The sequence below is a fragment of the Streptomyces sp. NPDC030183 genome, assembly GCF_055573455.1.
Window position 1 is genome coordinate 25,811 of record NZ_JBVIBK010000027.1, and the last position, 26,576, is coordinate 52,386.

23 protein-coding genes are annotated in these 26,576 nt (G+C 72.4%); 18 read left to right on the forward strand and 5 right to left on the reverse strand.

The genetic code is table 11. From position 1 onward, the window contains the following. The first annotated feature begins 63 nt into the window (after positions 1 to 63). Together fmt and ACZ4Z2_RS29120 are read left to right on the forward strand one after the other, a co-directional pair. Positions 64 to 1,008, forward strand: a complete 945-nt coding sequence (gene fmt / locus ACZ4Z2_RS29115; protein ID WP_468079977.1) for a methionyl-tRNA formyltransferase — start codon at positions 64 to 66, stop codon at positions 1,006 to 1,008. Between the two features lie 154 nt (positions 1,009 to 1,162). Then, positions 1,163 to 2,593: an RsmB/NOP family class I SAM-dependent RNA methyltransferase gene (locus tag ACZ4Z2_RS29120; RefSeq protein WP_468079978.1), complete on the forward strand. Its 1,431-nt coding sequence runs from the start codon at positions 1,163 to 1,165 to the stop codon at positions 2,591 to 2,593. Between the two features lie 10 nt (positions 2,594 to 2,603). Here the strand turns inward: ACZ4Z2_RS29120 and ACZ4Z2_RS29125 are convergent, their stop codons facing one another. Beyond that, complete coding sequence (locus ACZ4Z2_RS29125) at positions 2,604 to 3,263, reverse strand: hypothetical protein (RefSeq protein ID WP_468079979.1); 660 nt, start codon at positions 3,261 to 3,263, stop codon at positions 2,604 to 2,606. 42 nt (positions 3,264 to 3,305) lie between these two features. After that, on the reverse strand, positions 3,306 to 5,423 hold the full coding sequence (locus ACZ4Z2_RS29130) for an MMPL family transporter (RefSeq protein ID WP_468079980.1): 2,118 nt from the start codon (positions 5,421 to 5,423) through the stop codon (positions 3,306 to 3,308). A gap of 131 nt (positions 5,424 to 5,554) precedes the next feature. Here ACZ4Z2_RS29130 and rpe point away from each other — a divergent pair, with 131 nt between their 5' ends. The 6 genes from rpe (at position 5,555) to ACZ4Z2_RS29160 (ending at position 11,778) form a co-directional block, all read left to right on the forward strand. Continuing rightward, on the forward strand, positions 5,555 to 6,241 hold the full coding sequence (gene rpe, locus ACZ4Z2_RS29135) for a ribulose-phosphate 3-epimerase (protein WP_468079982.1): 687 nt from the start codon (positions 5,555 to 5,557) through the stop codon (positions 6,239 to 6,241). A gap of 141 nt (positions 6,242 to 6,382) precedes the next feature. Continuing rightward, a complete protein-coding gene (locus ACZ4Z2_RS29140) occupies positions 6,383 to 7,426 on the forward strand; it encodes a sugar-binding transcriptional regulator (protein ID WP_468079983.1) in 1,044 nt (347 codons plus the stop codon). 200 nt (positions 7,427 to 7,626) lie between these two features. After that, positions 7,627 to 7,980, forward strand: coding sequence for a barstar family protein (locus ACZ4Z2_RS29145; protein WP_468079985.1), 354 nt, complete (start codon positions 7,627 to 7,629; stop codon positions 7,978 to 7,980). A 130-nt stretch (positions 7,981 to 8,110) separates the two neighbouring features. Next, positions 8,111 to 9,553 carry a GuaB1 family IMP dehydrogenase-related protein gene (locus tag ACZ4Z2_RS29150; protein WP_468079987.1) on the forward strand — a complete coding sequence of 481 codons (1,443 nt, stop codon included), beginning with the start codon at positions 8,111 to 8,113 and terminating at the stop codon, positions 9,551 to 9,553. A gap of 295 nt (positions 9,554 to 9,848) precedes the next feature. Beyond that, positions 9,849 to 11,315 carry an amino acid permease gene (locus ACZ4Z2_RS29155; RefSeq protein ID WP_468079989.1) on the forward strand — a complete coding sequence of 489 codons (1,467 nt, stop codon included), beginning with the start codon at positions 9,849 to 9,851 and terminating at the stop codon, positions 11,313 to 11,315. A gap of 10 nt (positions 11,316 to 11,325) precedes the next feature. Continuing rightward, positions 11,326 to 11,778: an Lrp/AsnC family transcriptional regulator gene (locus ACZ4Z2_RS29160; protein ID WP_466802675.1), complete on the forward strand. Its 453-nt coding sequence runs from the start codon at positions 11,326 to 11,328 to the stop codon at positions 11,776 to 11,778. Positions 11,779 to 11,856: 78 nt separating this feature from the next. Here ACZ4Z2_RS29160 and ACZ4Z2_RS29165 read toward each other — a convergent pair whose 3' ends face one another. Next, entirely contained in the window at positions 11,857 to 12,597 is a 741-nt protein-coding gene (locus tag ACZ4Z2_RS29165; protein WP_055540255.1) for a GntR family transcriptional regulator, read from the reverse strand. Between the two features lie 238 nt (positions 12,598 to 12,835). On the opposite strand from ACZ4Z2_RS29165, the gene ACZ4Z2_RS29170 reads away from it, so the two are divergent. The 8 genes from ACZ4Z2_RS29170 (at position 12,836) to ACZ4Z2_RS29205 (ending at position 22,572) form a co-directional block, all read left to right on the forward strand. After that, entirely contained in the window at positions 12,836 to 13,987 is a 1,152-nt protein-coding gene (locus ACZ4Z2_RS29170) for an ABC transporter substrate-binding protein (RefSeq protein WP_468079990.1), read from the forward strand. Continuing rightward, on the forward strand, positions 13,984 to 14,886 hold the full coding sequence (locus ACZ4Z2_RS29175; protein WP_468079992.1) for an ABC transporter permease: 903 nt from the start codon (positions 13,984 to 13,986) through the stop codon (positions 14,884 to 14,886). Before ACZ4Z2_RS29170 ends, ACZ4Z2_RS29175 begins: the two co-directional genes overlap by 4 nt. Continuing rightward, positions 14,874 to 15,719 (forward strand): ABC transporter permease, encoded by an 846-nt coding sequence (locus ACZ4Z2_RS29180; RefSeq protein WP_468079994.1) that lies wholly within the window; start codon positions 14,874 to 14,876, stop codon positions 15,717 to 15,719. Before ACZ4Z2_RS29175 ends, ACZ4Z2_RS29180 begins: the two co-directional genes overlap by 13 nt. 3 nt (positions 15,720 to 15,722) lie before the next feature. Beyond that, a complete protein-coding gene (locus tag ACZ4Z2_RS29185) occupies positions 15,723 to 16,805 on the forward strand; it encodes an ABC transporter ATP-binding protein (protein ID WP_468079995.1) in 1,083 nt (360 codons plus the stop codon). Between the two features lie 260 nt (positions 16,806 to 17,065). Continuing rightward, a complete protein-coding gene (locus ACZ4Z2_RS29190) occupies positions 17,066 to 18,535 on the forward strand; it encodes an HAD-IA family hydrolase (RefSeq protein ID WP_468079996.1) in 1,470 nt (489 codons plus the stop codon). 145 nt (positions 18,536 to 18,680) lie between these two features. Further along, complete coding sequence (locus tag ACZ4Z2_RS29195) at positions 18,681 to 19,892, forward strand: MFS transporter (protein ID WP_468079998.1); 1,212 nt, start codon at positions 18,681 to 18,683, stop codon at positions 19,890 to 19,892. A 155-nt stretch (positions 19,893 to 20,047) separates the two neighbouring features. After that, positions 20,048 to 20,824: a carbon-nitrogen hydrolase family protein gene (locus tag ACZ4Z2_RS29200; protein ID WP_468080000.1), complete on the forward strand. Its 777-nt coding sequence runs from the start codon at positions 20,048 to 20,050 to the stop codon at positions 20,822 to 20,824. Between the two features lie 50 nt (positions 20,825 to 20,874). Then, on the forward strand, positions 20,875 to 22,572 hold the full coding sequence (locus ACZ4Z2_RS29205) for a flavin monoamine oxidase family protein (RefSeq protein ID WP_468080002.1): 1,698 nt from the start codon (positions 20,875 to 20,877) through the stop codon (positions 22,570 to 22,572). Between the two features lie 43 nt (positions 22,573 to 22,615). Here ACZ4Z2_RS29205 and ACZ4Z2_RS29210 read toward each other — a convergent pair whose 3' ends face one another. Further along, a complete protein-coding gene (locus tag ACZ4Z2_RS29210) occupies positions 22,616 to 23,299 on the reverse strand; it encodes a DUF5995 family protein (protein WP_468080004.1) in 684 nt (227 codons plus the stop codon). 209 nt (positions 23,300 to 23,508) lie between these two features. Between ACZ4Z2_RS29210 and ACZ4Z2_RS29215 the strand changes: the two genes are divergently transcribed. Further along, a complete protein-coding gene (locus ACZ4Z2_RS29215; protein WP_468080006.1) occupies positions 23,509 to 24,663 on the forward strand; it encodes a glycoside hydrolase family 6 protein in 1,155 nt (384 codons plus the stop codon). 112 nt (positions 24,664 to 24,775) lie between these two features. Then, the gene (locus ACZ4Z2_RS29220) at positions 24,776 to 25,234 is read left to right on the forward strand and encodes an acyl-CoA thioesterase (protein WP_468080008.1); all 459 of its coding nucleotides are present in this window, start codon (positions 24,776 to 24,778) and stop codon (positions 25,232 to 25,234) included. Here ACZ4Z2_RS29220 and ACZ4Z2_RS29225 read toward each other — a convergent pair. Next, complete coding sequence (locus tag ACZ4Z2_RS29225) at positions 25,194 to 26,405, reverse strand: MFS transporter (protein WP_468080010.1); 1,212 nt, start codon at positions 26,403 to 26,405, stop codon at positions 25,194 to 25,196. The genes ACZ4Z2_RS29220 and ACZ4Z2_RS29225 overlap by 41 nt on opposite strands. Positions 26,406 to 26,576 lie beyond the last annotated feature (171 nt).

The following is a 26,576-nucleotide window of genomic DNA, read 5'->3' on the forward strand; positions in this document are numbered from 1 at the left end:
TGTGCGCGGGGCTCGTTCGTGCAGGGGTTGTTGAAGTTCCGTCCGAGAGGCCCACAGTCACCCATGAGGCTTGTCTTCGCTGGTACCCCCGAGGTCGCGGTTCCCGCCCTGGACGCGCTGATCGCGTCGGGGCGGCATGAGGTGGCCGCGGTGGTCACGCGGCCCGACGCCCCGGCGGGACGCGGACGGCGGCTCGTCGCGAGCCCTGTGGCGCAGCGGGCGGAGGAGGCCGGCATCGAGGTGCTGAAGCCCCACCGGCCGCGCGACGAGGACTTCCTCGCCCGGCTGCGGGAGATCGGGCCGGACTGCTGCCCGGTCGTGGCCTACGGCGCCCTGCTGCCCCGGGTCGCCCTCGACGTCCCCGCGCACGGCTGGGTCAACCTGCACTTCTCGCTGCTGCCGGCCTGGCGCGGTGCCGCTCCCGTGCAGCACTCGATCATGGCGGGGGACGAGATCACGGGGGCCTCCACGTTCCTCATCGAGGAGGGGCTCGACTCCGGGCCGGTGTACGGGACGGTCACCGAGGAGATCCGGCCCACCGACACCAGCGGCGACCTGCTGACGCGGCTCGCCTTCGCGGGGGCCGGACTGCTCGCCGCCACGATGGACGGGATCGAGGACGGCACCCTGAAGGCCGTGCCGCAGCCCGCCGAAGGAGTCACCCTCGCCCCGAAGATCACCGTCGAGGACGCGCGGATCGACTGGGCGGCGCCCGCGCTGCGGGTCGACCGGGTCGTGCGCGGGTGCACACCGGCGCCTGGCGCGTGGACCACGTTCCGGGGCGAGCGGCTGAAGCTCATCCATGTCGCGCCGGTGCCCGAGCGGACCGAACTCGCGCCGGGCGCGTTGGAGGTCGGCAAGAACAACGTGTACGCCGGGAGCGGCTCGTACGCCGTGGAACTGCTCTGGGTGCAGGCGCAGGGCAAGAAGCCGATGAAGGCCGCCGACTGGGCACGCGGCGTGCGCATCTCCTCCGGGGAGACCCTCGGCACCGAGGGCACCGCCTAGAGGCAGTTCCTCGGTATCGAGGGCGCCGCCCAGAGGCCGTCCCTCGGCAACGGGGGCACCGCACAGAGGCGTGGACCCCCTGCCCCGCCCGACCGCACGGTGCCGCGTCGTACGCTGGTCGTGGCATCTCGACCCATATCCGGAGCACCTTTTCGTGAGTGAGCAGTCCCCCCGTCCCCGTAAGCCGGGCAAGCCGTACCGACGGCCCCAGAAGGACCCCGTCCGCCTCCTCGCCTTCGAGGCGTTGCGGGCCGTGGACGAGAGGGACGCCTACGCCAACCTCGTTCTGCCGCCGCTGCTGCGGAAGGCGCGGGAGAAGGAGGGGCCCGAGAAGTTCGACGCGCGGGACGCCGCCCTGGCCACCGAGCTGGTGTACGGCACGCTGCGCCGGCAGGGGACCTACGACGCGGTGATCGCCGAGTGCGTGGACCGGCCGCTGCGCGAGGTCGACCCGCCGGTGCTGGACGTGCTGAGCCTGGGCGCGCACCAGTTGCTCGGGACGCGCATCCCGACGCACGCGGCCGTCTCCGCCACCGTGGACCTCGCGCGGGTGGTGCTCGGCGACGGACGCGCCAAGTTCGTGAACGCCGTGCTGCGGAAGATCTCCCAGCACGACCTCGACGGCTGGCTGGAACGGGTCGCGCCGTCGTACGACGAGGACCCCGAGGACCACCTCGCCGTCGTGCACTCGCACCCCCGGTGGGTCGTCTCCGCGCTGTGGGACTCCCTCGGCGGCGGTCGCGCCGGGATCGAGGACCTGCTGGAGGCGGACAACGAGCGGCCCGAGGTCACGCTCGTCGCCCGGCCGGGACGGGCCACCACCGAGGAGCTGCTCCGTGAGGACGCCGCGATGCCGGGGCGCTGGTCGCCCTACGCCGTGCGGCTCACCGAGGGCGGGGAGCCGGGGGCCGTCGACGCCGTACGGGAAGGGCGCGCGGGGGTGCAGGACGAGGGCAGCCAGCTCGTGGCGCTGGCCCTCGCGAACGCGCCGCTCGACGGGCCCGACCGGGCCTGGCTGGACGGGTGCGCCGGACCCGGCGGCAAGGCCGCGCTGCTGGCCGCGCTGGCCGCCGAACGCGGTGCCGTCCTGCTCGCCTCCGAAAAGCAGCCCCACCGGGCCGGCCTGGTCGCGAGGGCGCTGGACGGCAACCCCGGCCCGTACCAGGTGATCGCGGCCGACGGTACGCGCCCGCCGTGGCGGCCGGGTTCCTTCGACCGGGTGCTGATGGACGTGCCGTGCACGGGGCTGGGGGCGCTGCGCCGGCGGCCCGAGGCGCGCTGGCGGCGCCGCCACGACGACCTGGAGAACTTCGCCCCGCTGCAACGGGCCCTGCTGCGGACCGCGTTGGAGTCCGTACGGGTCGGGGGCGTCGTCGGGTACGCGACCTGCTCGCCGCACCTGGCCGAGACCCGCGCGGTCGTCGCGGACGTCCTCAAGCAGTACGGCGACGCCGCCGACCTCATCGACGTCCGGCCCATGCTGGACGGCGTACCGGCGCTCGGCGAGGGCCCCGACGTCCAGCTGTGGCCGCATCTGCACGGCACGGACGCGATGTACCTGGCACTGATCCGCCGTACCGCCTGAACGACAGGCCCTAAGCTCGCGGGCGGGCGCCGCCGGGCGGTCGCTCCCCGGGTGTCTCCTCGGGTGTCTCCTCGGGTGTCTCCTCGTCCGGTTCGTCGTCCGGTTCGTCGTCGTCCGCGAGGTCGCGCACGTCGGCGTCCGGTGATGTGCGGACCGCCTCGCGCCACCGGGCCAGGAGGCGGTCGTCGCCGATGTCGTCGAGGAGCATGCCGAGGCCGTTCATCGCGAAGACGTCCGCCAGTTCGTCGTCGTCGTTCAGGGTGCCGGTGACCAGCGGGGCCAGGGCGTCGTGCAGGTCGGTCGTCCGGCCGAGGGCGCGCAGGATCTCCCGGCCCCAGATGCTGGTCCTGTTGACGCCCAGACAGCAGTCGTACAGCTCCGGGAGCAGGGCGAGGACCAGGTCCGGGTGGTCGCCCCCCACCTCGCGCAGCAGATCCAGCACGGACAGGGTGTGCCGTCCCCTGCGCATCTCCTTCTTGAGCGCCGGCGCCAGATCGCCCTCCAGGGCGCGCTCCCGGGCGGCCGCCAGCTTCTCCTCGGCCTCGCGGAGCGCCTCCTCGGCGATGTAGACGTCGTGGCTCGCCCCCAGGAAGTCCGTCCACAGACGATCCGGGTCGCCGGTCTCCAGAACGTCCTCCAGCTTGTCCATCATGTTGTCGAACCAGCTCACCGGCTGCCCCCTGGACCCCGTACGCCACCGTCTGACGACGGTTCAGACCGACGACGGGGTCCGGGGGTTGTCCTCGCGGGCCAGCCGGTTGGGCCACCACACCTTCGGGCCGATGTCCAGGAAGAGGGAGGTGACGAGGACGGACCGGACGATCAGGGTGTCCAGGAGGACGCCCAGGGCGACCGCGAAGCCGATCTCGGCGAAGGCCACCATGGGCAGGGTGGCGAGCGCGGCGAAGGTACCGGCCAGGACCAGGCCCGCCGAGGTGATCACCGCGCCGGTCGCCGCGAGGCCCGTCACGACGCCCTTGCGGGTGCCCAGATGGGTGGCCTCCTCGCGGATGCGGGTGGTGAGGAAGATGTTGTAGTCGATGCCCAGCGCCACCAGGAACACGAAGACGAAGAGCGGGAAGTCCGTCGTCTCGCCCGCGTAGTCGAAGAGATGGCGGAAGGCGAGCGCGCTGATGCCGAGGGCCGCCGCGAACGACAGGATCACCGTGCCGATCAGCACCAGCGGGGCGATCAGCGCGCGGAGCAGGGCGCAGAGGATCAGCAGGACCACCAGCAGCACCAGCGGGATGATCAGCAGATTGTCGTGCGTGGTGGCCCTGTCCATGTCCAGCAGGGCCGCCGTACCGCCGCCGACCTGCGCGTCGGCGTCCGGGACCGCGTGGACGGCGTCCCTGACCCGCTCGACGGTGTCCTTCGCGGCCTCGCTGTCGGCCGGGTCGGACATGGTCGCCTCGAAGAGGACCTTGCCGTCGTGGAAGGGTTTCGTGCCCGGCGGCAGCCCGAGGGAGTCCGGTACGACCCCCTCGGTGTCGGCGACCGCGCGGCCCACCTCCCGGGCCTGCGCCTGATTGCTGATGATCACCAGGGGATCGCCGCTGCCCGCCGGGAAGTAGCGCGCGGAGACCTCCTGGCCGACGATCGAGTCCGGTTTCCCGGTGAACGCGTCCGCGTTGCCGATGCCCTCGGCGCGCAGCTGGATCAGGCCCAGCGAGCACAGGGCCAGGGCGGCCGCCGTGGCGATCCAGGTCGTGCGCGGACGGCCGGAGATCCGCCGGCCCATCCGCGCCCACACGCCCCGCTCGGTGGGGTCGGCGGTGCCGAAGTGCGGGATCGCCGGCCAGAAGATCCAGCGGCCGACGATCACCAGCAGGGCGGGGAAGAGCGTCATCATCGCGAGCAGCGCGACCGTGACGCCGATGGCCGCCACCGGGCCGAGACCGCTCGTCGAGTTCATCTCGGCGGCCAGCAGCACCAGCATGCTCAGCACGACCGTCGCGCCGGAGGCGATCACCGCCGGGCCCGCCCGGTGCAGTGCCAGCGCCATCGCCTCGTGGCGGTCCTCGTGGCGGCGCAGCTCCTCGCGGTAGCGGGCGACGAGGAGCAGGGCGTAGTCGGTGCCCGCGCCGAAGACCAGCACGGTGAGGATGCCCGCGCTCTGCCCGTTGACGGTCAGCCCCGCGTGCTCGGCCAGCAGATAGATCAGCGCCTGGGCCGTGAACAGCGCGGCGACCACCGCGAGCAGCGGGATCACCAGCAGGGTCGGACTGCGGTACGTGATGAGCAGCATCACGATGACGACGGCCATCGCCGACAGCAGCAGCGTGGAGTCGATGCCCTCGAACGCCTCGGAGAAGTCGGCGCTCGTCCCGCCCGGACCCGTGATGTGCACGGCGAGCCCGTCGCCGCCCTCGCCCACGTCGTCCCGGATCGAGTCGACCGCGGGCGCGATCCGCTCCCACCCCTTCTCGTCCATCGTGATCGGCACATAGATCTGGGCGGCCCTCGGGTCGGCCGCCCGGTCGTACACCGGCCCCCGGGTCTGGGCGCCGATGATCCCGTGATCGGTCAGCTGTTTGAGCTCCCGCACGTCCTCCTCGATCGCCGCCCGGTCCTCGGCGGTGAGCCCGCTCTCCCGGGCGTAGACGACCACCGCGGGGATCTGCTCGGGCCGGAAGTCCTCGGACATCTCCAGGACCTGTGTGGACTCGGCGGACCCCGGCAGCCACGACGCCGCGTCGTTGTCCTGCGCGTCGGTCAGCTTGGAGGCGAGCGGCGCCACCACGAAGAGCAGGACCAGCCACAACCCCAGCACGACCCACTTCGCGCGCCGCCCGCACACCAGGTGGCCGACACCCCGGCCCCCCGTCATGACAACCCTCGCAACCTCGCCGCCCCAGGAACGCGGGCAACTGCGCGAGCGAGCACGGACAGCCCGCGGCCGGCGTACCACGGTGCCCACCCCGGCCCCGCCACCCCCGGAGGGCATGGCAGGCTTGGTCCATGGCCGCGCAGATCAACCCAAGCATCCTGTCCGCCGACTTCGCCCGTCTCGCCGACGAGGCGAAAGCGGTCGAAGGGGCCGACTGGCTCCATGTAGACGTGATGGACAACCATTTCGTCCCGAACCTCACGCTCGGTGTGCCGGTCGTAGAGTCCCTGGCCCGTGCGACGCGGACGCCGCTGGACTGTCATCTGATGATCGAGGCCCCCGATCGGTGGGCGCCCCAGTTCGTGGAAGCGGGTGCCGGTTCCGTCACCTTCCATGCCGAGGCGGCCGCCGCACCGCTGCGGCTCGCCCGTGAGATCCGGGCCAAGGGTGCCCGGGCCTCCATGGCGCTCAAGCCCGCGACGCCGATCGAACCGTTCGAGGACCTGCTGCCCGAGCTCGACATGGTGCTGATCATGACGGTCGAACCGGGCTTCGGAGGCCAGGCCTTCCTCGACATCATGCTCCCCAAGATCCGCCGGACCCGCGAGTTGATCAGCAAGCACGGCCTCGACCTGTGGCTCCAGGTCGACGGCGGCGTCGCCGCGTCCACCATCGAGCGCTGCGCCGAGGCGGGCGCCGACGTCTTCGTCGCCGGTTCCGCGGTCTACGGGGCCGACGACCCGGCCGAGGCGGTCCGCGCGCTCCGCGCCCAGGCCGACGCGGCCACGGCCACCGCGGGGTGGGCCTGCGGCCACTGAGGCACCACCTCGTCGTACGACCGTGCGGCCGCCGGACGAGCGGGGCAGGTCAGGCGACCACCGGGCCAAGGAAACGTGAACGACGTTCCTTCCGGCTGATCGAAAACGTCGGATCTGCAAGGATGAACGGCGTATCCATGTGTGAAGAGCAGTGAGGAGATGGCCGTGTCGGGTATGTCGGCGGGCCGGTCAGCCATGCGGATGGGACCCGCTGAGCTGGTTCAGGCGGCGGCGATGGCCCGCCGCTTCTACCTCGAGGGCAAGTCCAAGATCCAGATCGCCGAGGAGTTCGGCGTGAGCCGCTTCAAGGTGGCCCGTGTCCTGGAGACCGCCCTCGAAAGGGATCTCGTACGTATCGAGATCCGAGTCCCCGCGGAACTGGACGCCGAGCGCTCCGACGCCCTGCGCGCCCGCTACGGCCTCCGGCACGCCGTGGTCGTCGAGTCCCCGGCCGAGGCCGAGGAGTCGCCCGACCCGGAGAACCTCGGCGAGGTCGCCGCGGACCTGCTCGGCGAACTGGTCAACGAGGGCGACGTCCTCGGGCTGGCGTGGGGGCGCTCGACCATCCACATGGCGGCCGCCCTCGACCGGCTGCCGCCGTGCACGGTGGTGCAGCTGACGGGGGTCTACGACGCGGGGACCGCCGAGCGCGGCTCGGTGGAGGCGGTACGGCGGGCCGCGCAGGTGTCGGGCGGCGACGCCCACCCCATCTACGCGCCGATGCTGCTGCCGGACGCGGCCACCGCGGCCGCGCTGCGTCACCAGACGGGGATCGCCCGGGCCTTCGAGTACTTCGACAAGGTCACGGTCGCCTGTGTCTCCATCGGCTCCTGGGAGGCGGGTATCTCCACGGTGCACGACATGCTCAGCGACGAGGAGCGGGCCCACTACGCCTCCCTCGGTGTCGCCGCCGAGATGTCGGCGCACCTCTTCGACACCGAGGGCCGCCGGGTCGGGCGGGACCTCGGGGAGCGGTGCATCACGGTCAAGGCCGACCAGCTCCGCCGTATCCCCGAGGTCGTCGCGATCGCGGGCGGGCAGCGCAAGGCGTCGGCGATCGACGCCGTCCTGCGGTCGGGCCTGGTCACCAGCCTCGTCACCGACACCTCCGCGGCGGACTATCTGCTGACGGCCGGACAGACCCCCCGCCCCGCGCTCAACCGCGCGGACCCGGACGGGCACTGAGCGGCCACGGGAGCAGAACGGACGGTCCCGGCGGGGAGCCGGGCAGGGGCGGGCGCGGTGGTACCGGCAGGTGCCGCGGCGGTCCGCCCCTCGCGCTCTCGGCGGGTCGGCGCCGGAGGACGGAGAACGCGGGGGACGCAGGAAGCCGAACGCCACCAGGCGTCGGTCACGGCGGTACCCGAGACGAAGGCGGTACGGAGATGAGCGGCAGCACACTCGCGGAGGTGCTGGGCGCCGGTGACTGGCTCCATGTCGAGCTGGACCTCACCGGCGTCACCGACAAACCCGCGTTCATGGACCGCTGCGCCCGCGCCCTGGAGCTGCCGGACCACTTCGGCCGCAACTGGGACGCCCTCGCCGACTGCCTCACGGACCTGTCCTGGGCGCCACCCGTACGGGGACGGCTGGTCGTGATCACCGGCTGGCAGGAGTACGCGCTGGCCGAGCCCAACGACTGGAGCATGGCCCAGGAGGTGTTCGCCGAGGCCGCGGACCACTGGACGGGCACCGGGACCGAGCTGCGCGTCGTGCTCGCTCTCGGAGGATCCTCCTAGCCCGTGCCCGGTCCTCTGGATGATCCGTCGGGGACGGCCGTACCCGCCGACATGGGACAATGAAGTACGTGCTCTTCCCCCTGACGGTCCTGTCAGGGGGTCACCTCTGAACGACTGGGATGTGCGGCACGTGCGTTTCCTCAATGACATCCAGCCCGCGTACGACCTGACCTACGACGACGTCTTCATGGTCCCGAGCCGTAGCGCCGTCGGATCGCGGCAGGGCGTCGACCTGGCCTCCCCGGACGGCACGGGCACCACCATCCCGCTGGTCGTGGCCAACATGACGGCCATCGCCGGCCGCCGCATGGCCGAGACGGTCGCCCGCCGCGGCGGGCTCGTGGTCATCCCGCAGGACATCCCGATCGAGGTCGTCACCGACGTCATCTCCTGGGTGAAGAGCCGCCACCTCGTCCTCGACACCCCGATCGTGCTCAACCCGCACCAGACCGTCGCCGACGCGCTCGCCCTGCTGCCGAAGCGCGCCCACAACGCGGGCGTCGTGGTCGACGACCAGCTGCGGCCCGTCGGCGTCGTCACCGACCAGGACCTGACCGGGGTCGACCGCTTCACCCAGCTCGAAGTCGTCATGTCCAAGGACCTGTTGCTCCTCGACGCGGACATCGACCCCCGCGAGGCGTTCAACCGCCTCGACCACGCCAACCGCCGCTACGCGCCCGCCGTGGACAAGGACGGCCGTCTCGCCGGCATCCTGACCCGCAAGGGCGCCCTGCGCGCCACGCTCTACACCCCGGCCGTCGACGCGCACGGCAGGCTGCGCGTCGCCGCCGCCGTCGGTATCAACGGCGACTTCGAGGGCAAGGCGAAGCAGCTGCTCGACGCCGGAGTCGACACCCTCGTCATCGACACCGCGCACGGGCACCAGGAGTCGATGATCAACGCGATCAAGCTGGTGCGGGACCTCGACCCCCGGGTGCCGATCGCCGCGGGCAACATCGTCGCGGCGGAGGGCGTCCGCGATCTGATCGAGGCGGGCGCCGACATCGTCAAGGTCGGTGTCGGACCCGGCGCCATGTGCACGACCCGGATGATGACCGGCGTGGGGCGGCCCCAGTTCTCGGCGGTCCTGGAGTGCGCGGCCGAGGCCAGGAAGTACGGCAAGCACGTGTGGGCCGACGGCGGTGTCCGGCACCCGCGTGACGTCGCCATGGCGCTGGCCGCGGGCGCGTCCAACGTGATGATCGGCTCGTGGTTCGCGGGGACGTACGAGTCGCCGGGCGACCTTCAGCAGGACGCCGACGGCCGGCTGTACAAGGAGTCGTTCGGCATGGCCTCGGCGCGGGCGGTACGCAACCGCACGAGCGAGGAGTCCGCCTACGACCGGGCCCGCAAGGCGCTGTTCGAGGAGGGCATCTCCACGTCGCGGATGTTCCTGGACCCGGCCAGGCCGGGCGTCGAGGACCTGATCGACTCGATCATCGCGGGCGTGCGGTCCTCGTGCACCTACGCCGGTGCCGGCTCCCTGGAGGAGTTCGCGGAGCGGGCCGTCGTCGGGATCCAGAGCGCGGCCGGGTACGCGGAGGGAAAGCCGCTGCACGCCAGCTGGAGCTGACGGCCGCCCGACGTTCCGCTGAGCGCGGGGTGACTTCGTTGCGCGCACGCCGGCCCGAAAAGACACCGTTCGCAACGGTGTGAAGCGGGCGTGCAACGAACACACGCCCCTCCCGGAGGAACGCAACGATCTTGCGTGGCTGCGCAAGGTTGCCGCATTACGCACGTAAAGCCCTGGCTCATAGGGTCGTGCGCTGTACGTGGCGTGGCGGGGACCTCCTGCTCGGTGGCCCTCGGTTCCCCGGTGCTGTCGGTCCTCTCTCGCCCTGAGTTTCATTCGAAGAAGGAGCCGGCGCGTGCTCGACCAAGGCGCACCCCCGCAGCAGCAGAGTCACCCCGTCCCGCCCCCCGGCGGTGTCGCCGGACGGCTGCTGCGCCGTAAGCCCGTGGAACGCCTGGTCGCGGAGGGTGGGCAGGGCGAGGGAGGCTCGCTGCGGCGCTCCCTCGGGATGTGGCGGCTGACGATGATCAGCATCGGCGCCACCCTCGGCACCGGCATCTTCGTCGTCCTCGGCGAGGCCGTCCCCAAGGCCGGGCCGGCCGTCACCCTCTCCTTCGTGATCGCCGGTCTCACCGCCCTGTTCTCGGCCCTCTCCTACGCGGAGCTGGCCGGCAGCATCCCCGTCTCCGGGTCCTCCTACTCGTACGCGTACGCAACGATGGGCGAGCTGATCGCCTGGGTCTGCGGCTGGTGCCTGGTCCTGGAGTACGGCGTCTCGGTGTCGGCCGTCGCGGTCGGCTGGGGCGAGTACCTCAACGAACTGCTCGACGGGACGATCGGCGTGACCATCCCGGACGCGCTGTCGGCGCCGCCCGGAGACGGCGGGATCTTCAACCTGCCCGCGCTCATCGTGGTCCTGCTCGCCATGGCGTTCCTGCTCGGCGGTGCCCGTGAGTCCGCCCGCGCCAACACGATCATGGTGGCCGTGAAGATCGCCGCGCTGCTGCTGTTCTGCCTGATCGGCCTCCAGGGCTTCCGCTCCGGCAACTACGAGAACTTCATGCCGCTCGGCATGGCCGGCGTCAGCGCCGCCGGGGCCACGCTGTTCTTCTCGTACATCGGGTTCGACGCCGCCTCCACCGCCGGTGAGGAGGCGAAGAACGCGCAGCGGGACCTGCCGCGGGCCATCATGCTGTCGCTGGTCATCGTCACCGCGCTGTACGTCCTGGTCGCCGCCGTCGCCATCGGGGCCCGGCCCTGGAAGAGCTTCGACGGCTCGGAGGCCGCGCTCGCCGGGATCATGAAGGACGTCACCGGCGACGCGTTCTGGGGGACGCTGCTGGCCGCCGGCGCGGTCATCGCCATCGCCAGTGTCGTGCTGACCGTGCTCTACGGGCAGACGCGCATCCTCTTCGCCATGTCGCGCGACGGGCTCGTGCCGAAGGTGTTCTCGCGGGTCAACCCGAAGACGGGGACGCCTCGGGTGAACACCGTCATCGTGTCGCTGTTCTGCGGTGTGCTCGCCGCCGCCATTCCGCTCGGGGAGCTCGCCAACGCCACCAGCATCGGCACGCTGTTCGCGTTCGCGCTGGTCAACGTGGCGGTCGTGGTGCTGCGGCGGACCCGGCCCGACATGCCGCGCACCTTCCGGGTGCCGCTGTCGCCGGTGCTGCCCGCCCTCGGGTGCGCGTTCTGTGTGTGGATGATGGGCAGCCTCGACACCATCACGTGGGTCGTCTTCGGGGTCTGGATGGCCGTCGGGCTCGTGTTCTACTTCAGTTACGGCTATCGCCGCTCCCGTCTCGCAACTCCAGAGAAGTGATCCACCCGCAGTGCTGAACGATCTCGACGAACGCATCGTGCACGCCCTCGCCGAGGACGCCCGCCGCTCCTTTGCCGACATCGGCCAACTCGTCGGCCTGTCCGCCCCCGCGGTCAAGCGGCGCGTGGACCGGCTGCGGGCGACCGGGGCCATCACCGGGTTCACGGTCCGGGTGGACCCCGCCGCGCTCGGCTGGGAGACCGAGGGGTTCGTCGAGATCTACTGCCGGCGCAACACGTCGCCGGAGACCATCCAACGGGGGCTGGAGCGCTACCAGGAGGTCGTCGCCGCGTCCACGGTCACCGGCGAGGCCGACGCCGTGGTGCAGGTCTTCGCCTCGGACATGCGGCACTTCGAGCGGGTGCTGGAGCGGATCGCGGGGGAGCCGTTCGTGGAGCGGACGAAGTCCGTGCTCGTTCTCTCTCCTTTGCTGCGGCGGTTCTCCTCCGGGGCGCCCGCCTGAGAGCTCGGGGCGTGCGGTTGAGGGCTCGGGGCGTGCGGTGGAGAGCATCGGGGCGTGCGGTGCCTCGGGAGCTCCACGTCACTCCGCGGTCTTCCTGGCCAGCGCGTTGTTGCCGATCGAGTTGTGGACGCTGAAGCTCACCGCGTCCGGGCGGTAGCGGTCGTCGGACCACTCCACCGGGCGGCCCTCGCGGGTGGTGGTGACGCGTCGGACGCGCAGGAGGGGGCTGGTGCGGCGTACGGCGAGGAGTTCGGCGTCCCGGGCACCCGCGGCCACCGCGTCGATGACGTGCTCGCCGTAGGCGAAGACCAGCCCGGTGTCGTCCAGCAGACGCTGCGTGACCGACGGGCAGTCCGCCTCGATGTGCTCGACGGCGGGGGAGATCCAGTCCGCGTAGACCGTGCGCTCCAGCAGGACCGGCTGTCCGTCGAGACCGCGCAGCCGCAGAACGTGCAGGACGCGGGCGCCCGGGTCGAGCTGGAGGCGGACCCGGTCCTCGGCGGTGGCCGTCCGCCACTCCTGGGTGATCACCCGGCCCGTCGCCTCTCGGCCCATCGCCCGCGCCCACTGCGCGAAACTGCGCAGCTCCGCGAAACTCTGACTGCGCCGGCCGGCCAGCACCACCCGGCGGGCGCCCTGGCGTGAGCCGATGAGGCCCTCGGCGGTCAGCGTCGCCACCGCCTGGCGGACCGTGCCCCGCGAGACGCCGTAGCGGGCCGCGAGTTCGGTCTCCGGGGGCAGCAGACTCCCCACCGTGTAGTCCTCACGGTCGATCGCCCGCCGCAGCGCCTCGGCGATCTCCTCGTGTCGGGCCGCCATGGTCCCCCTCCGTCGTCCGCGTCGTGACCGGTCATCGGCTGTCTACAGCGCGACCAGCCTAACGAGCCGGGGAGGAGACCGCTGAACAAGACCGTCCGCCGGTGATTGTGCGGGAAAACGTGCACGAGTATTTCGCGGGAGTTTACGCGCGTGATATGAAGCGCGGACCTAATGAGGCCAACTTGTTCAGACAAGTGCTCCACCCAGATCGTCCCCTGCGCGTACCCCTGGAGAGCCAGTGAACCTCTTCCCGCCGAGAACCGCCGTCATCGGCGGTGCCCTCGCCGCCGCCGTCCTCACCCTCGGCGCCTGTGGCGCGGCACCCGAGACCACCACCACCGGCGACGGCGTCGACGCGGCCACCGCGACCTCGGCCGAGGACTTCGGCGGCATGGACGCGCTGGTCGCGGCGGCCAAGCGGGAGGGCAAGCTCAACGCGATCGCCCTGCCCCGCGACTGGGCCAACTACGGCGCGCTGATCGACGGCTTCCAGAAGAAGTACGGCATCAAGATCGAGGTGGAGAACCCGGACGGGGCCAGCCAGGACGAGATCAACGCCGTCACCTCCCGCAAGGGGCAGGACCGCGCGCCCGACGTGCTCGACCTCGGCAGCTCCTTCGCTCTGAGCGCCGCCCAGCAGGGACTGCTGGCGCCCTACAAGGTCGCCTCGTTCGCCGACATCCCCGAGGGCCAGAAGGACCCAAAGGCCCGCTGGTACAACGACTACGGCGGCTACATATCCATCGGGTGCGACGCGGGGCGCGTGAAGGAGTGCCCGGAGACCTTCGCCGACCTGCTGAAGCCGAAGTACAAGGGCCAGGTCGCCCTCAACGGCAACCCCACCAAGTCGGGCTCCGCCTTCGGCGGCGTATGGGCGGCGTCCCTGGCGAGCGGCGGCTCCTTCGACGACATCCAGCCCGGCCTCGACTTCTTCGCCAAGCTGAAGAAGAACGGCAACTACACGCCGGTCGAGTCCACCCCTGCCACCGTCGAGAAGGGCGAGACGCCCATCAGCATCGACTGGGACTACCTGAACGCCGGGTACGCCGACGAGTTCAAGTCCAAGGGCGTCGACTGGAAGGTCGTCGTCCCGAAGGACGGCAAGTTCTCCCAGTACTACTCCCAGGCCATCAACAAGGACGCGCCGCACCCAGCTGCCGCCCGGCTGTGGCAGGAGTACCTCTACAGCGCCGAGGGCCAGAACCTGTGGCTCGCCGGATACGCCCGCCCGGCCCTGATGCCCGCCATGGAGAAGGCCGGCACCCTCGACAAGGCGGCCGCGGCCAAGCTGCCCAGGGTCGACGGCACCCCCGAGTTCCCGACCGAGGACCAGCAGACCAAGGCCAAGGACGTGCTCGGACAGGGCTGGGGCAAGGCGGTCTCCGGGTGACCGCCGTCGTCACCGAGGCCGACACCCCGCTGGTGGCCGCCGCTTCCCCCAAGCGGCGGCCCCGCGCCGGCGGCTGGCTCGCCGTCCTCCCCCTGCTCGCCTTCGTCGCCGTCGCGTTCGGACTGCCCGCCCTCGCCATGCTGAACGGCGCGTTCACCGTCAAGGACCAGACGACCGGCGCCACGTCGTACACCACGGCGAACATGACGGCCTCCGTGCAGGGGGCCTACCTCACGGCCATGGTCGGCAGCGTGAAGCTGTCAGCCGTCTCGGCGGGGCTCGCCGCCCTCCTGGGGCTGCCGCTCGCCCAGGCCGTCGTGACCTCCCGCTTCCCGGCGCTGCGCGAGGCCGTGCTCACCGCCTCCGGGGTGCTCGCCAACTTCGGCGGCGTCCCGCTCGCGTTCGCGTTCGTCGCCACCCTCGGCAACTCCGGTGTGCTGACCCGGCAGCTGGGCCTCACGGACAAGGGCTGGGACCTCTACAGCTTCTGGGGTCTGGTCATCGTCTACCTGTACTTCCTCATCCCGCTGATGGTCCTCACCATCACCCCCGCCCTCGACGGACTGCGCGTCCAGTGGCGGGAGGCCGCCCAGAACAACGGCGCCACCGGCCTCCAGTACTGGCTCCACGTGGCCCTGCCCGTGCTCGCGCCCTCCCTGCTCGGCGGGCTCGTGCTCCTCTTCGGCAGCGCCTTCGCCGCGTACGCCACCGCCGCGGCCATGGTGGGCAGCTCCATCCCCTTGGTCACGCTCCAGATCGCCGACGCCATCTCCGGCAACGTCCTCGTCGGCCAGGAGAACGTGGCACTCGCCCTCAGCCTCGACATGGTCCTCATCGCCGGACTGGTCATGGCCGTCTACCTGCCCCTGCAACGTCGGAGCGCCCGATGGCTGGCCTGAACCCCGGCCGCGCGGCGCGGCGCCCCGCCCTGTGGCGCCCGCTCGTCCTCGCCTGCGCCGGGCTGTACTTCCTCGTTCCGCTCGCCGCCTCCGTGATCTTCACGGTCGACGTGCCGGGCGAAGGGGTCACCTTCGACGCGTACACGCGGATCCTCGGCACCGACGGCTTCGTCTCCAGCCTGCTGCTGTCGCTGGAGCTGGCCGCCGCGACCATCGCCGTCGTCCTGCTGCTGATGGTGCCCGCCATGGTCGCGCTGCGGCTCGGCGCGCCCCGGCTGCGGCCGGTCGTGGAGGTGGTGTGCTCCCTGCCGCTGGTGGTGCCGCCGATCGCGTTCGTCGCCGGGCTCGGCACCGTGCTCAAGTGGGGGCCCGAGCAGCTCTCCCGCACCCCGCTGTTCCAGACCTTCGTGGCGATCCAGAACCCCGACTTCCCCGTGGTGCTGGTCCTCGCCTACGTGGTGATGGCGCTGCCCTTCGTGTACCGGGCCCTCGACGCCGGCCTGCGCGCCATGGACGTCCGCACCCTCGTCGAGGCCGCCCGCAGCTGCGGGGCGAGCTGGCCGCAGGCGCTGGTGCGGGCGGTGCTGCCCAATCTGCGCGGGGCCCTGCTGAACTCCGCGTTCCTCACGCTGGCGCTCGTCCTCGGCGAGTTCACCGTCGCCCAGCTGCTGGGCTTCCGGCCCTTCGCGGTGTGGATCGTCAACGTCAGCGGCTCGCAGGCCCAGCTCTCCGTCGCCGTCTCGGTGCTCAGCCTGCTCGTCACCTGGGCCCTGCTCCTCGCGCTCGCCTCCTCCGGCGGACGCACCCGAACCGCTTTCGCCTCACGGGGATGAACGATGACCGTGCTTGAGACCACCGCCACCATCGCCACCGACACCGCCGCCACCGTCGAGTTCCGGGGCCTGCGCCGGGAGTTCGGGACGACCGTCGCCCTCGACGGACTCGACCTCACCGTACGGCCCGGCGAACTGCTCGCCCTGCTGGGACCCTCCGGCTGCGGCAAGACCACCGCGCTGCGGATGCTCGCCGGGTTCGAACACCCCGACGCCGGCGAGGTGCTGGTCGACGGGGAGGACGTCACCCGCGTTCCGGCCCACCGGCGCGACGCCGGCATGGTCTTCCAGTCGTACAGCCTCTTCCCTCACCTCAGCGCCCTCGACAACGTGGCGTTCGGGCTGCGCATGCGCAAGGTGCGCACGGCCGAACGGCGGTACCGCGCGGCCGAGTTGCTGGACCTCGTGGGTCTCGCCGACAAGGGCGACCGGTACCCGCACCAGCTCTCCGGCGGCCAGCAGCAGCGCGTGGCCCTCGCCCGGGCGCTGGCCCTGCGGCCCCGCGTCCTGCTGCTCGACGAACCCCTCTCCGCCCTCGACGCCAAGGTGCGGCTCACGCTCCGCGAGGAGATCCGCCGGCTCCAGCAGGAGCTGGGCATCACCACCCTCTTCGTGACCCACGACCAGGAGGAGGCCCTGTCCATGGCCGACCGGGTCGCCGTGATGCACGCCGGGCGCCTCGAACAGTGCGCGGCCCCGGTCGAGTTGTACGGGCGTCCGGCCACCGCGTTCGTCGCCGAGTTCGTGGGCACGATGAGCCGTGTCCCCGGGCGGCTGGACGGCACGACGGTCGAGGTGCTGGGCCGGCGGCTCCCGGTGGACGGGACGGCGCCCGCCGCCGACGAGGTGGACGTCCTCGTCCGGCCGGAGGCGGTCGGGGTACGGCCCGACGACACGGGCGACGCCCGCGTAGTGGCCTCCGCGTTCCTCGGCGCCGCGACCCGCCTCACCGTACGGCTCGCCGACGGCACCGAGGTCAAGGCCGACCTGCCCACCCACGAGGCGGCGCGCCTCGGCGCCGGCACGGCCGTGGCGGTGAGCCTCCCGGACCGACCGGTGCTGGTCGCTCCACGAGCCACGCGCTGACCACCCGGTCGTGGGGGCCATGCGCTGATCGCCGGGCCTTGCCGGGCCTTGCGGGGCATGCGCCGGCCGTGCGCGCCACGCGCTGACCGCACCGGCCTGCGGGCCACGGGCTGACCAGCCCGCCCGCATGCCACCCACCCACCGACCCCCTGGCCTGCGGGCCCCCGGCTGACCACCCCGTCCCCCTGCCACCCACCGACCGTCCCGCCCGGCCCCCGCGGCCGGGCACAGCCCCGGCACCCCCACGGAAAGGGAGACCCTTGTCCCGACCCCCGCTCCAGGCCGCCCTGTTCGACATGGACGGCACGCTCGTCGACACCGAGCGGCTCTGGTGGGAGGCGGTGGAAGAGGTGGCCGCCGGCCTCGGCCGCACGCTCACCCCGGCCGACCAGCCGGACGTCCTGGGCCGCCCGGTCGAGCACACCGCCGCCTGGCTCGCCGGGATCACGGACGCGGCCCCCGGCGATCTCGGCGTCGCGCTCCACCGGGAGTTCGCCGACCGGGTCCGCACCGGGATCGTGCCCCGGCCGGGCGCACTGGAACTGCTGCGGACCCTGGCCCGCGAGGGCGTCCCCACCGCCCTGGTCACCGCCTCGCCGCGCGCCGTCGCCGACACCGTCCTCGACGTCCTCGGCCGCGACCTGTTCGCCGTCTCCGTCACCGCCGACGACACCGAGCACACCAAGCCCGCCCCCGACCCCTACCTCGCCGCCTGCCGCGCCCTCGGCGTCGACCCCGCCGCCTGCGTGGCCGTCGAGGACACCGAGACCGGTGTCGCCTCGGCCGAGGCGGCGGGCTGCGTGGTCCTCGCCGTGCCCTCGCTCGCGCCGATCGACGAGGCGCCGGGCCGCACCGTGCGGCAGAGCCTGGAGGACGTGACCCCGGCGAGCCTGCGCCGGCTGGTCGCCCCCGAAGGACCCACCCTGCGCGTGATGACCTGGAACCTCTGGCACGGCGGCACCAAGGTCCGCGACCACCGGGCCAAACAGCTCGCGGTGATCGCCGAGACCGGTGCCGACGTGGTGGGCCTCCAGGAGACGTACGGTACCGCCGCCGAGGAACTCGCCGAGGCCCTCGGCTGGCACCACCACCGGGCCGGCGACAACCTCGGCGTCATCAGCCGCCACCCGATCACGGCCCGCCTCGGCGACCCGGACGTCGGCTTCTACGGGGCGGCGGGCGTCCGGGTCAGGACCGGCACCGGCACCGAGGTGGACGTGTGGACCGTCCACCTCGACTACAAGCCGTACGGCCCGTACGAGGCCGCCTTCGACGGGCTGGGCGCCGACGAGCTGATCGCCCACGAGGGGGTCCGCCTCGCCCAGATGCGGGACTGCCTGAGCCGACTCGACGACACCGTGCCGGTGGTCGTGGTGGGCGACTTCAACAGCCCCTCGCACCTCGACCGGCCCGAGGTCGACTGGCCGGTGACCCGGGCCGCCGAGGCGGCCGGCCTGCGCGACTCCTACCGCGAGGCCCACCCCGACCCCGAGCGGGACCCCGGCCACACCTGGTCGCCGATACACGCCGAGCACGAGGACGGCAGCGGCCGACCGGAGCCGCAGGACCGCATCGACTTCGTCCTGCACCGGGGCCTCACGGTCCTCGGCTCCCGCACCTACGTCCGCGGCACGCCCCGCCCCTGGCCGGACGTCGAGGACAACGACTGGCCGTCGGACCACGCGGCCGTCATCACGACGTTCGCGCTGCGCCCGGCCGACGGGCAGTGACGACCGATATCCAGTGGGCCGGGCGGGACGGCCCGGCTAGCATCGGTGCCATGACCTGGCGACATTGATCCACCGGCCATGCCTCCCGAGGGCCGCCTCGGACGCCGTACCCCGGACGTCCGAATCGCCCCTGCGGGAAGGCCCCATGACACTCTCACCTGCGCGCGCGCCCCGCGCCGCGGACTCCCGGACCACCGGAGTCCGACGGCTGACGGCCACGCTGTACGGCTACGCGTTCCTCGACGACTTCGTGCTGCTCTACCCGGTGTACGCGCTGCTGTTCAGCGACACCGGTCTGACCCTCTGGCAGATCTCCTCGCTCTTCGCCCTGTGGTCGATCACCGGGATCCTGCTGGAGGTCCCCTCCGGCGCCCTGGCCGACGCCGTCTCCCGACGGCTGCTGCTGTGGCTCGGCCCGCTGCTCACCGCCACCGGCTTCGCCCTGTGGGTGATCGTCCCGTCGTACGGGGCGTTCGCCCTCGGCTTCGTGCTGTGGGGGGTGCGCGGAGCGCTCGGCTCCGGCGCGCTGGAGGCGCTGGTCTACGACGAACTGGACCGCCTCGGCGCAGCCGACCGGTACGCGCGGGTGATCGGCCGCGCCCAGGTGGCCGGCATGATCGCCGTGATGGCGGCCATGGGACTGGCCGGGCCCGTGCTCGACCTCGGCGGCTACCCGGCCGTCGGCGCGGCGAGCGTCCTGGTGTGTGTGCTGACCTCGGCGCTGGCGACACGGTTCCCCGAGCACCGGCCGGCGACGGCCGCGGGCGCCGACGGGACGACCACCCTGCGGAACGGGCTCGCCGAGGCCCGTCGGAACCGTTCCGTGCGCGGGGCCCTGCTCCTCGTCCCGGCGGTCGGAGCCGTGTGGGGCGCCCTCGACGAGTACACCCCGCTGCTGGTCCGCGACACCGGCGTGGCCGAGCAGACGGTGCCCTACCTGCTGCTGATCTGGGCCGGACCCATGATCGGCAGCCTGCTGACCGGCGCCGCCGAGCGCCTGGGCACGACCGGGCTCGCAGTGGTCCTCGCCGTCTCGGCGTTCGCCCTCGCCGGGGGCGCCCTGACGTCCAGCCCGGCCGGTGTCGCCCTCGTGGGCGTCGCCTTCGGCGGCTTCCAGCTGGTCACCGTGCTCGCCGACGCCCGGCTCCAGGACCGCATCGAGGGGGAGCGGCGGGCCACTCTCACCTCGGTCGCGAGCATGGGCACCGAGGTCGCCACGGTCGCCGTCTTCGCCGGGTACGCCGCGCTCGGCGCACACCACCCCCACAGCACCGTCTTCGCGGTGCTCGCGGTGCCCTACCTGGTGACGGCGCTGGTCCTGGCGGCGAGGAAGGGGACGCCCACGGCACGCGCCTGACCCCCGCCCGAGGTGCGCAACGAATCGCCGCGGATCCCGCCCAGGACGCAACGAACCGCTCACCGGCGCGCAACGGCTCCTCCTTGTCCGGCCTGGTCAGCCGCCCGTACCGTCTACATGACCCCCAGACCCCCTCCTTCCGGTGAGGAACGCGCATGCGCATCGCCCTGCTCCAGAGCTCCGGCCGCCCCGGCTCGGTCGTCGAGAACCTCAAGGTGCTCGACGAAGCCGCGGGCCGCGCCGCCGCTGCCGGGGCGGGGCTGCTGGTGGCCCCCGAGATGTTCCTGACGGGGTACGCGATCGGCGACGACATCGCCCGGCTCGCCGAGCCCGCCGACGGCGACTCGGCGGACGCGGTCGCGGAGATCGCCGGACGCCACGGGCTCGCGGTCGCCTACGGATACCCGGAGCGGTCCGGCGAGGTCGTCTTCAACGCGGCGCAGCTCGTCTCCGCCGACGGCACCCGGCTCGCCAACTACCGCAAGACGCACCTCTTCGGCTGCTTCGAGCGGGACCACTTCACCCCGGGCGAGCAGCCCGTCGTCCAGACCGAGCTGGACGGCGTCCGCGTCGGGATCATGATCTGCTACGACGTGGAGTTCCCGGAGAACGTCCGCGCCCACGCCCTCGCCGGCACCGACCTGCTCGTGGTGCCCACGGCCCAGATGCATCCGTTCCAGTTCGTCGCCGAGTCGATGATCCCGGTGCGGGCCTTCGAGAACCAGATGTACGTCGCGTACGTCAACCGGGTCGGCCGCGAAGGGGAGTTCGAGTTCGTCGGACTCTCCACCCTGGCCGGGCCCGACGGGGTCGCGCGCACCCGCGCCGGACGCGACGAGGACCTCGTCCTCGCCGACGTCGACCCCGCGTTCGTCGCGGCGAACCCGTATCTGACGGACCGCCGCCCCGGTCTCTACGGGTCCCTCGTCTGACCCTCCCGCCAGCCCCGCCCCGCCGCTTTCCCGCAAGGAGTCCGTACCCCATGACGTCCACCGTGCCCAACGCCATCGAGCACGCAGACGAGCAGCAGCCGCCGATCACCATGTTCGGCCCGGACTTCCCGTACGCGTACGACGACTTCCTGGCCCACCCGGCGGGCCTCGGCCAGATCCCGGCGACCGAGCACGGCACCGAGGTCGCCGTCATCGGCGGCGGGCTGTCCGGCATCGTGGCGGCGTACGAGCTGATGAAGATGGGCCTCAAGCCGGTCGTGTACGAGGCCGACCGGATCGGCGGACGGCTGCGGACGGTGGGCTTCGAGGGCTGCGACCCCTCGCTCACCGCCGAGATGGGCGCCATGCGCTTCCCGCCGTCCTCCACCGCCCTCCAGCACTACATCGACCTGGTCGGCCTGGAGACGCGGCCCTTCCCCAACCCCCTCGCCGAGACGACGCCCTCGACCGTCGTCGACCTCAAGGGCGAGTCCCACTACGCCGAGACCATCGACGACCTGCCGCAGGTCTACCGCGATGTCGCCGACGCCTGGAACAAGTGCCTCGAAGAGGGCGCCGACTTCTCCGACATGAACCGGGCCATGCGCGAGCGGGACGTCCCGCGCATCCGCGAGATCTGGGCGCGGCTCGTGGAGAAGCTCGACAACCAGACCTTCTACGGCTTCCTCTGCGACTCCGAGGCGTTCAAGTCCTTCCGGCACCGCGAGATCTTCGGCCAGGTCGGCTTCGGCACCGGCGGCTGGGACACCGACTTCCCGAACTCCATCCTGGAGATCCTGCGCGTCGTCTACACCGAGGCCGACGACCACCACCGCGGCATCGTCGGCGGCAGCCAGCAGCTCCCGCTCCGCCTCTGGGAGCGCGAGCCCGAGAAGATCGTGCACTGGGCGTACGGCACGTCCCTCGCCACGCTGCACGAGAACGGCGAGCCCCGCCCGGCCGTGACCCGGCTGCACCGCACGGCCGGCAACCGCATCACCGTGACGGACGCCCACGGCGAGATCCGCACCTACAAGGCGGCCGTCTTCACCGCCCAGTCCTGGATGCTGCTGTCGAAGATCGACTGCGACGACTCGCTCTTCCCGATCGACCACTGGACGGCGATCGAGCGCACCCACTACATGGAGAGCTCCAAGCTCTTCGTGCCCGTCGACCGGCCCTTCTGGCTGGACAAGGACGAGGAGACCGGGCGGGACGTCATGTCGATGACCCTCACCGACCGGATGACGCGCGGCACCTACCTCCTCGACGACGGCCCGGACAAGCCCGCCGTCATCTGCCTCTCCTACACGTGGTGCGACGACAGCCTGAAGTGGCTGCCGCTGTCCGCGAACGAGCGGATGGAGGTCATGCTGAAGTCGCTCGGCGAGATCTACCCGAAGGTCGACATCCGCAAGCACATCATCGGTAGCCCCGTCACCGTCTCCTGGGAGAACGAGCCCTACTTCATGGGCGCGTTCAAGGCCAACCTGCCCGGCCACTACCGCTACCAGCGGCGTCTGTTCACCCACTTCATGCAGGACCGGCTGCCCGAGGACAAGCGCGGCATCTTCCTCGCCGGCGACGACATCTCCTGGACGGCCGGCTGGGCCGAGGGCGCGATCCAGACCGCACTCAACGCCGTCTGGGGCGTCATGCGCCACCTCGGCGGCACCACCGACGCGACCAACCCCGGCCCCGGCGACCTGTACGACGAGATCGCGCCCGTGGAACTCCCGGAGGACTGAGCCCTCCGCCGACCAGCCGGCGGGGGCTTCGGAACTCCGCGGATCAGTTTGGCAGCGGCGTCAGGAGCATCCGTCCCGAGAAGCCCACCGCCGCGTCCAGGCGGTGGGCCAACTCCTCCGCGAGATCGGGGAGTCCGCGCAGCGCCCACAGCGCCCGGGCCGCCGCCCAGGTGGCCTCGCGGGCCCGCTCCAGGCTCCACGACCCGAGCAGATGCGTGAGCGGATCGGCGACCTGGAGAAGGTCGGGACCCGGCATCAGCTCCTCGCGGACGCGCTCCTCCAGCGATACGAGGAGATCGCCCACGTGCTCGAACTCGTCCTCCAGGTCGGCGGGTTCGCAGCCGAGGGTACGACAGGCGTCCACGACGGCGAGCGCGAGGTCGTGCCCGATGTGCGCGTTGATGCCCGAGAGGGCGAACTGCAGCGGACGTACGCCGGGATGGCGCCGGAGCTGCAGCAGCGGCCGCCAGCAGGCGGGCGCGCAACGGCCCTCCGCCACCCGCAGGTACCGCTCCGCGAAGCGCACGTCGAGGGCGGTCGCCGCCTCGGGATCCGGGAAGCAGCCGGTGTCGATGCGCCGGCCGACGGCCTCCGTGACGGTGAGGTAGACACGGTTGAAGACCGCGATCCCGTCCCGCTCGGGCAGGGTGGCGTCGAGGGCCCGCATACGGGCGACGACGGTGTCCACCGAGTCCACGGAATTGGTGAAATGTTCCAACTGCGCCATAGGGGGCAGGGTCCCAGTCCTAGGCTGACACCGACACCGCCGTGCCCGGCGCGTCCCCGGAACGGGGGAACGCGGGCCCGGCGGGGAGTACCGGGAGGCCGGTGGGCCCCGGTCCGGGGAGCAGGGGGGAGCACCACGTGTCAGGGTCACGCGCCCAGCGACTGGCGGCACGCCGAGCCGCACACAGGCGCAAGGTGCGACGCGGCGCCATGATCGCCGTCGCGTCGATCGTGGCCGTCGCCGGAACCGTCTCCGGCGCGATGGCCGGGCTGAGCGGCGACGGGGGAGCCGCCGAGGCGCGGACCCTGTCCGGCGGCTCACCCGCCCCCACGGCCCATCCGAGCCCGGCCACACCCTCACCGGCGCGGACCTCGCCCTCGCCCTCGTCCCCCTCGTCCCCCTCGTCCCCCTCGTCCTCCGCGTCGACCGATCCGTCCGGGACGGCCGACGCCCGACCCTCGGCGGACGGGACCGGCCGGCACACCGGGCCGGACGAGCCCGTCGGCCTCTACCGGCACCCCGAGTCCCAGGTCCGCGACTGGGTGCGGGCCCACCCCGACGACCCGCGCAGCGCCGTCATCGAGTCCCGTATCGCCGACCGCCCGGCCGCCGTCTGGTTCACCGACCCGAACCCGGCCACCGTCACCTCGGAGGTCGCCGAGGTCGCCTCCGCAGGCGCCCGGCACGACCGGGTGCCGGTCCTCGTCGCCTACGCGATCCCCGACCGCGACTGCGGCGGAGCCTCCCAGGGCGGTGCCCGGAGCCTGGACGCGTACGACGCCTGGATCGACGCGTTCGCCGCCGGGCTGGGCCGGGACGAGGTCATCGTCATCCTGGAACCGGACGCGATCGCCCAGTCCGGCTGTCTCTCCGCCGACGCGCGGGCCGACCGGTTCACCTCGCTCGTCCGCGCCGGCCGCGTCCTGAAGGAGGCGAACCCCGAGGCCCGCGTCTACTACGACGCCGGCCACTCGGAATGGAACGCGCCGGACAAACAGGCCACCCTGCTCCGTCTGGCGGGCGCTGCCTCACCGGACTCCTCCGACGGCGTCTTCAGCAACGTGTCCAACTTCAACCGCACCGACGCCGAGATCACCTACACCCGGAAGGTCCTGGACGGCCTCGGCGGTCCGGCGGACCTCGGCGCCGTCATCGACACCAGCCGCAACGGCAAGGGCGCCCCGTCCGACGGAGCCTGGTGCGACCCCTCAGGACGGGGCCTCGGTCGCCCGCCGACGCTCACCACCGGCGAGCCCCGCATCGACGCCTACCTGTGGGTGAAACTGCCGGGGGAGTCCGACGGATGCCGGGGCAGGGCCGGGAAGTTCTCGCCGGGGTACGCGTACGAACTGGCGCGAGGCTGAGGGCTCACGCCCCGCCGGGGCCGGGCGTCGGCACCGTGCCCACCGCCCGCACTGAGCGGTTGCTTAGGATGAGGGCGTCCCGTCAGCGCCCACTTCCCCAGGAGCACCACCCGTGACCGCCGAAGCTGCGACAGCCCCCGCCCTCGCCTACGGCAGGCTCGTCCCCGTCACCGTGCACTTCGACGACCTGGACGCCCTCGGCATGCTGCACAACGCCCGCTACCCGCTGATGGTCGAGCGCGCCTGGACCCAGCACTGGCGGGAGCAGGGCTACGGCTTCGACGGCGACTGGGCCGCGGCCGGCGACTTCTGCAACGTCGTCAAGGAACTGCGGATCAGCTACGAGGCGCCGGTCACCCAGCCCGGCACCTACGCCGTGCACCTGTGGCTGGAACGGCTCGGCACCACCGGTCTGACCTACGGCTTCCGCTTCTGCTCGCCCGACGGTGCGCGGACCTACGCGCAGGGCACCCGCGTCCTCGTGCGGCTGGACGCGGACACCCTGCGGCCCACCGCGTGGACCGACGGCTTCAGGGCTTCGGGTCGGGAACTGCTGCGTCCTGCCGACTGACGCGCGGCCGGTCGCCCTCCCCGGCCCGCAGGACCCCGGCGAACACAACGAGCCCGGACGCCAGCAGCGTCACCAGACCGAACGACACCACCAGGCTGGTCAGCTGCGCCAGACCGCCGATCGCGCTCGGCGCGATCAGCCCCGAGGTGTAGGTGATCGTCGCGACACCCGCGATGGCCTGGCTCGGGTTCGGACCGCTGCGGCCCGCGGCGGCGAAGCAGAGCGGTACGACCACGGCGATGCCCAGCCCCATCAGAGCGAACCCGGCCATGGCGGCCGCCGGGTGGTTGGCGACGACGATCAGCACACCGCCGAGCGTCGCGAGGACGCCGCTCGCCCGCACGGTGCGTACCGTGCCGAAGCGGTTGACCACGGCGTCACCCGTCAGCCGGGCCGCCGCCATGGTGAGCATGAACCCGGTGGTGCACGCCGCCGCGAGGCCCGCCGAGGTCGCCAGCTCGTCCCGCAGATAGACCGCGGACCAGTCCAGGGCCGCCCCCTCCGCGAACACCGCGCAGAACCCGATCGCGCCGATGAGCAACGCCGACCTGGGCGGCAACGCGAACCGGGGCGGCGGCTCCTCGTCCTCGGTGGCCCGGATGTCCAGCACCCACTGACAGGCGGCCAGACCGAGGACGGTGAGGGTGGCCGCCGCCAGCGCGTGGTGCAGCCGGGCGTCCGAGCCGATGTGCGCGGCGAGCGTGCCGGCCGCCGAGCCGATCAGGGCGCCCGCGCTCCACATGCCGTGCAGGCCCGACATGATCGACTTGCCGAGGCGGGTCTCGACCTCCACACCGAGCGCGTTCATCGCGACGTCGGCCATGCCGGCCGTCGCGCCGTAGACGAACAGGGCGACGCAGAGCGTCCACAGGTTCGGCGCGAGGGACGGCAGGATCAGGGCGAGCGTCCACAGCGCGATCAGGGCACGCATCGCCGTTCGGGCGCCGAGCCGGTGGCTCACCCAGCCGGCGAGCGGCATCGCCACGGACGCGCCGATCGCCGGGAACGCCAGGGCCAGCCCCAGCTGACCCGCGCTGAGCTGGGCATGGTCCTGGATCCAGGGCACCCGGGTCGCGAACGAGCCGGTCACCGCTCCGTGCACGGCGAAGACGGCGGCCACGGCGTACCGGGCCCGCCGCACATCGCGCCGCTCGTAGACCACTGCGGTCATTCTCCGCCCTCCCTGGTGTTCCCGGGTGCCTCGGGAATCCGACGTCCAGCCGCTCCGGACCTCCTTCCCGGCCGGGGCGTGCGCCGCCGTAAACTATCAGGAACCCTGCCTGATAGATAGAGAGCGCTGTCCGTACGGTGTCGCGGGCTCGGTGGCCGGTGCCGTGCGCCC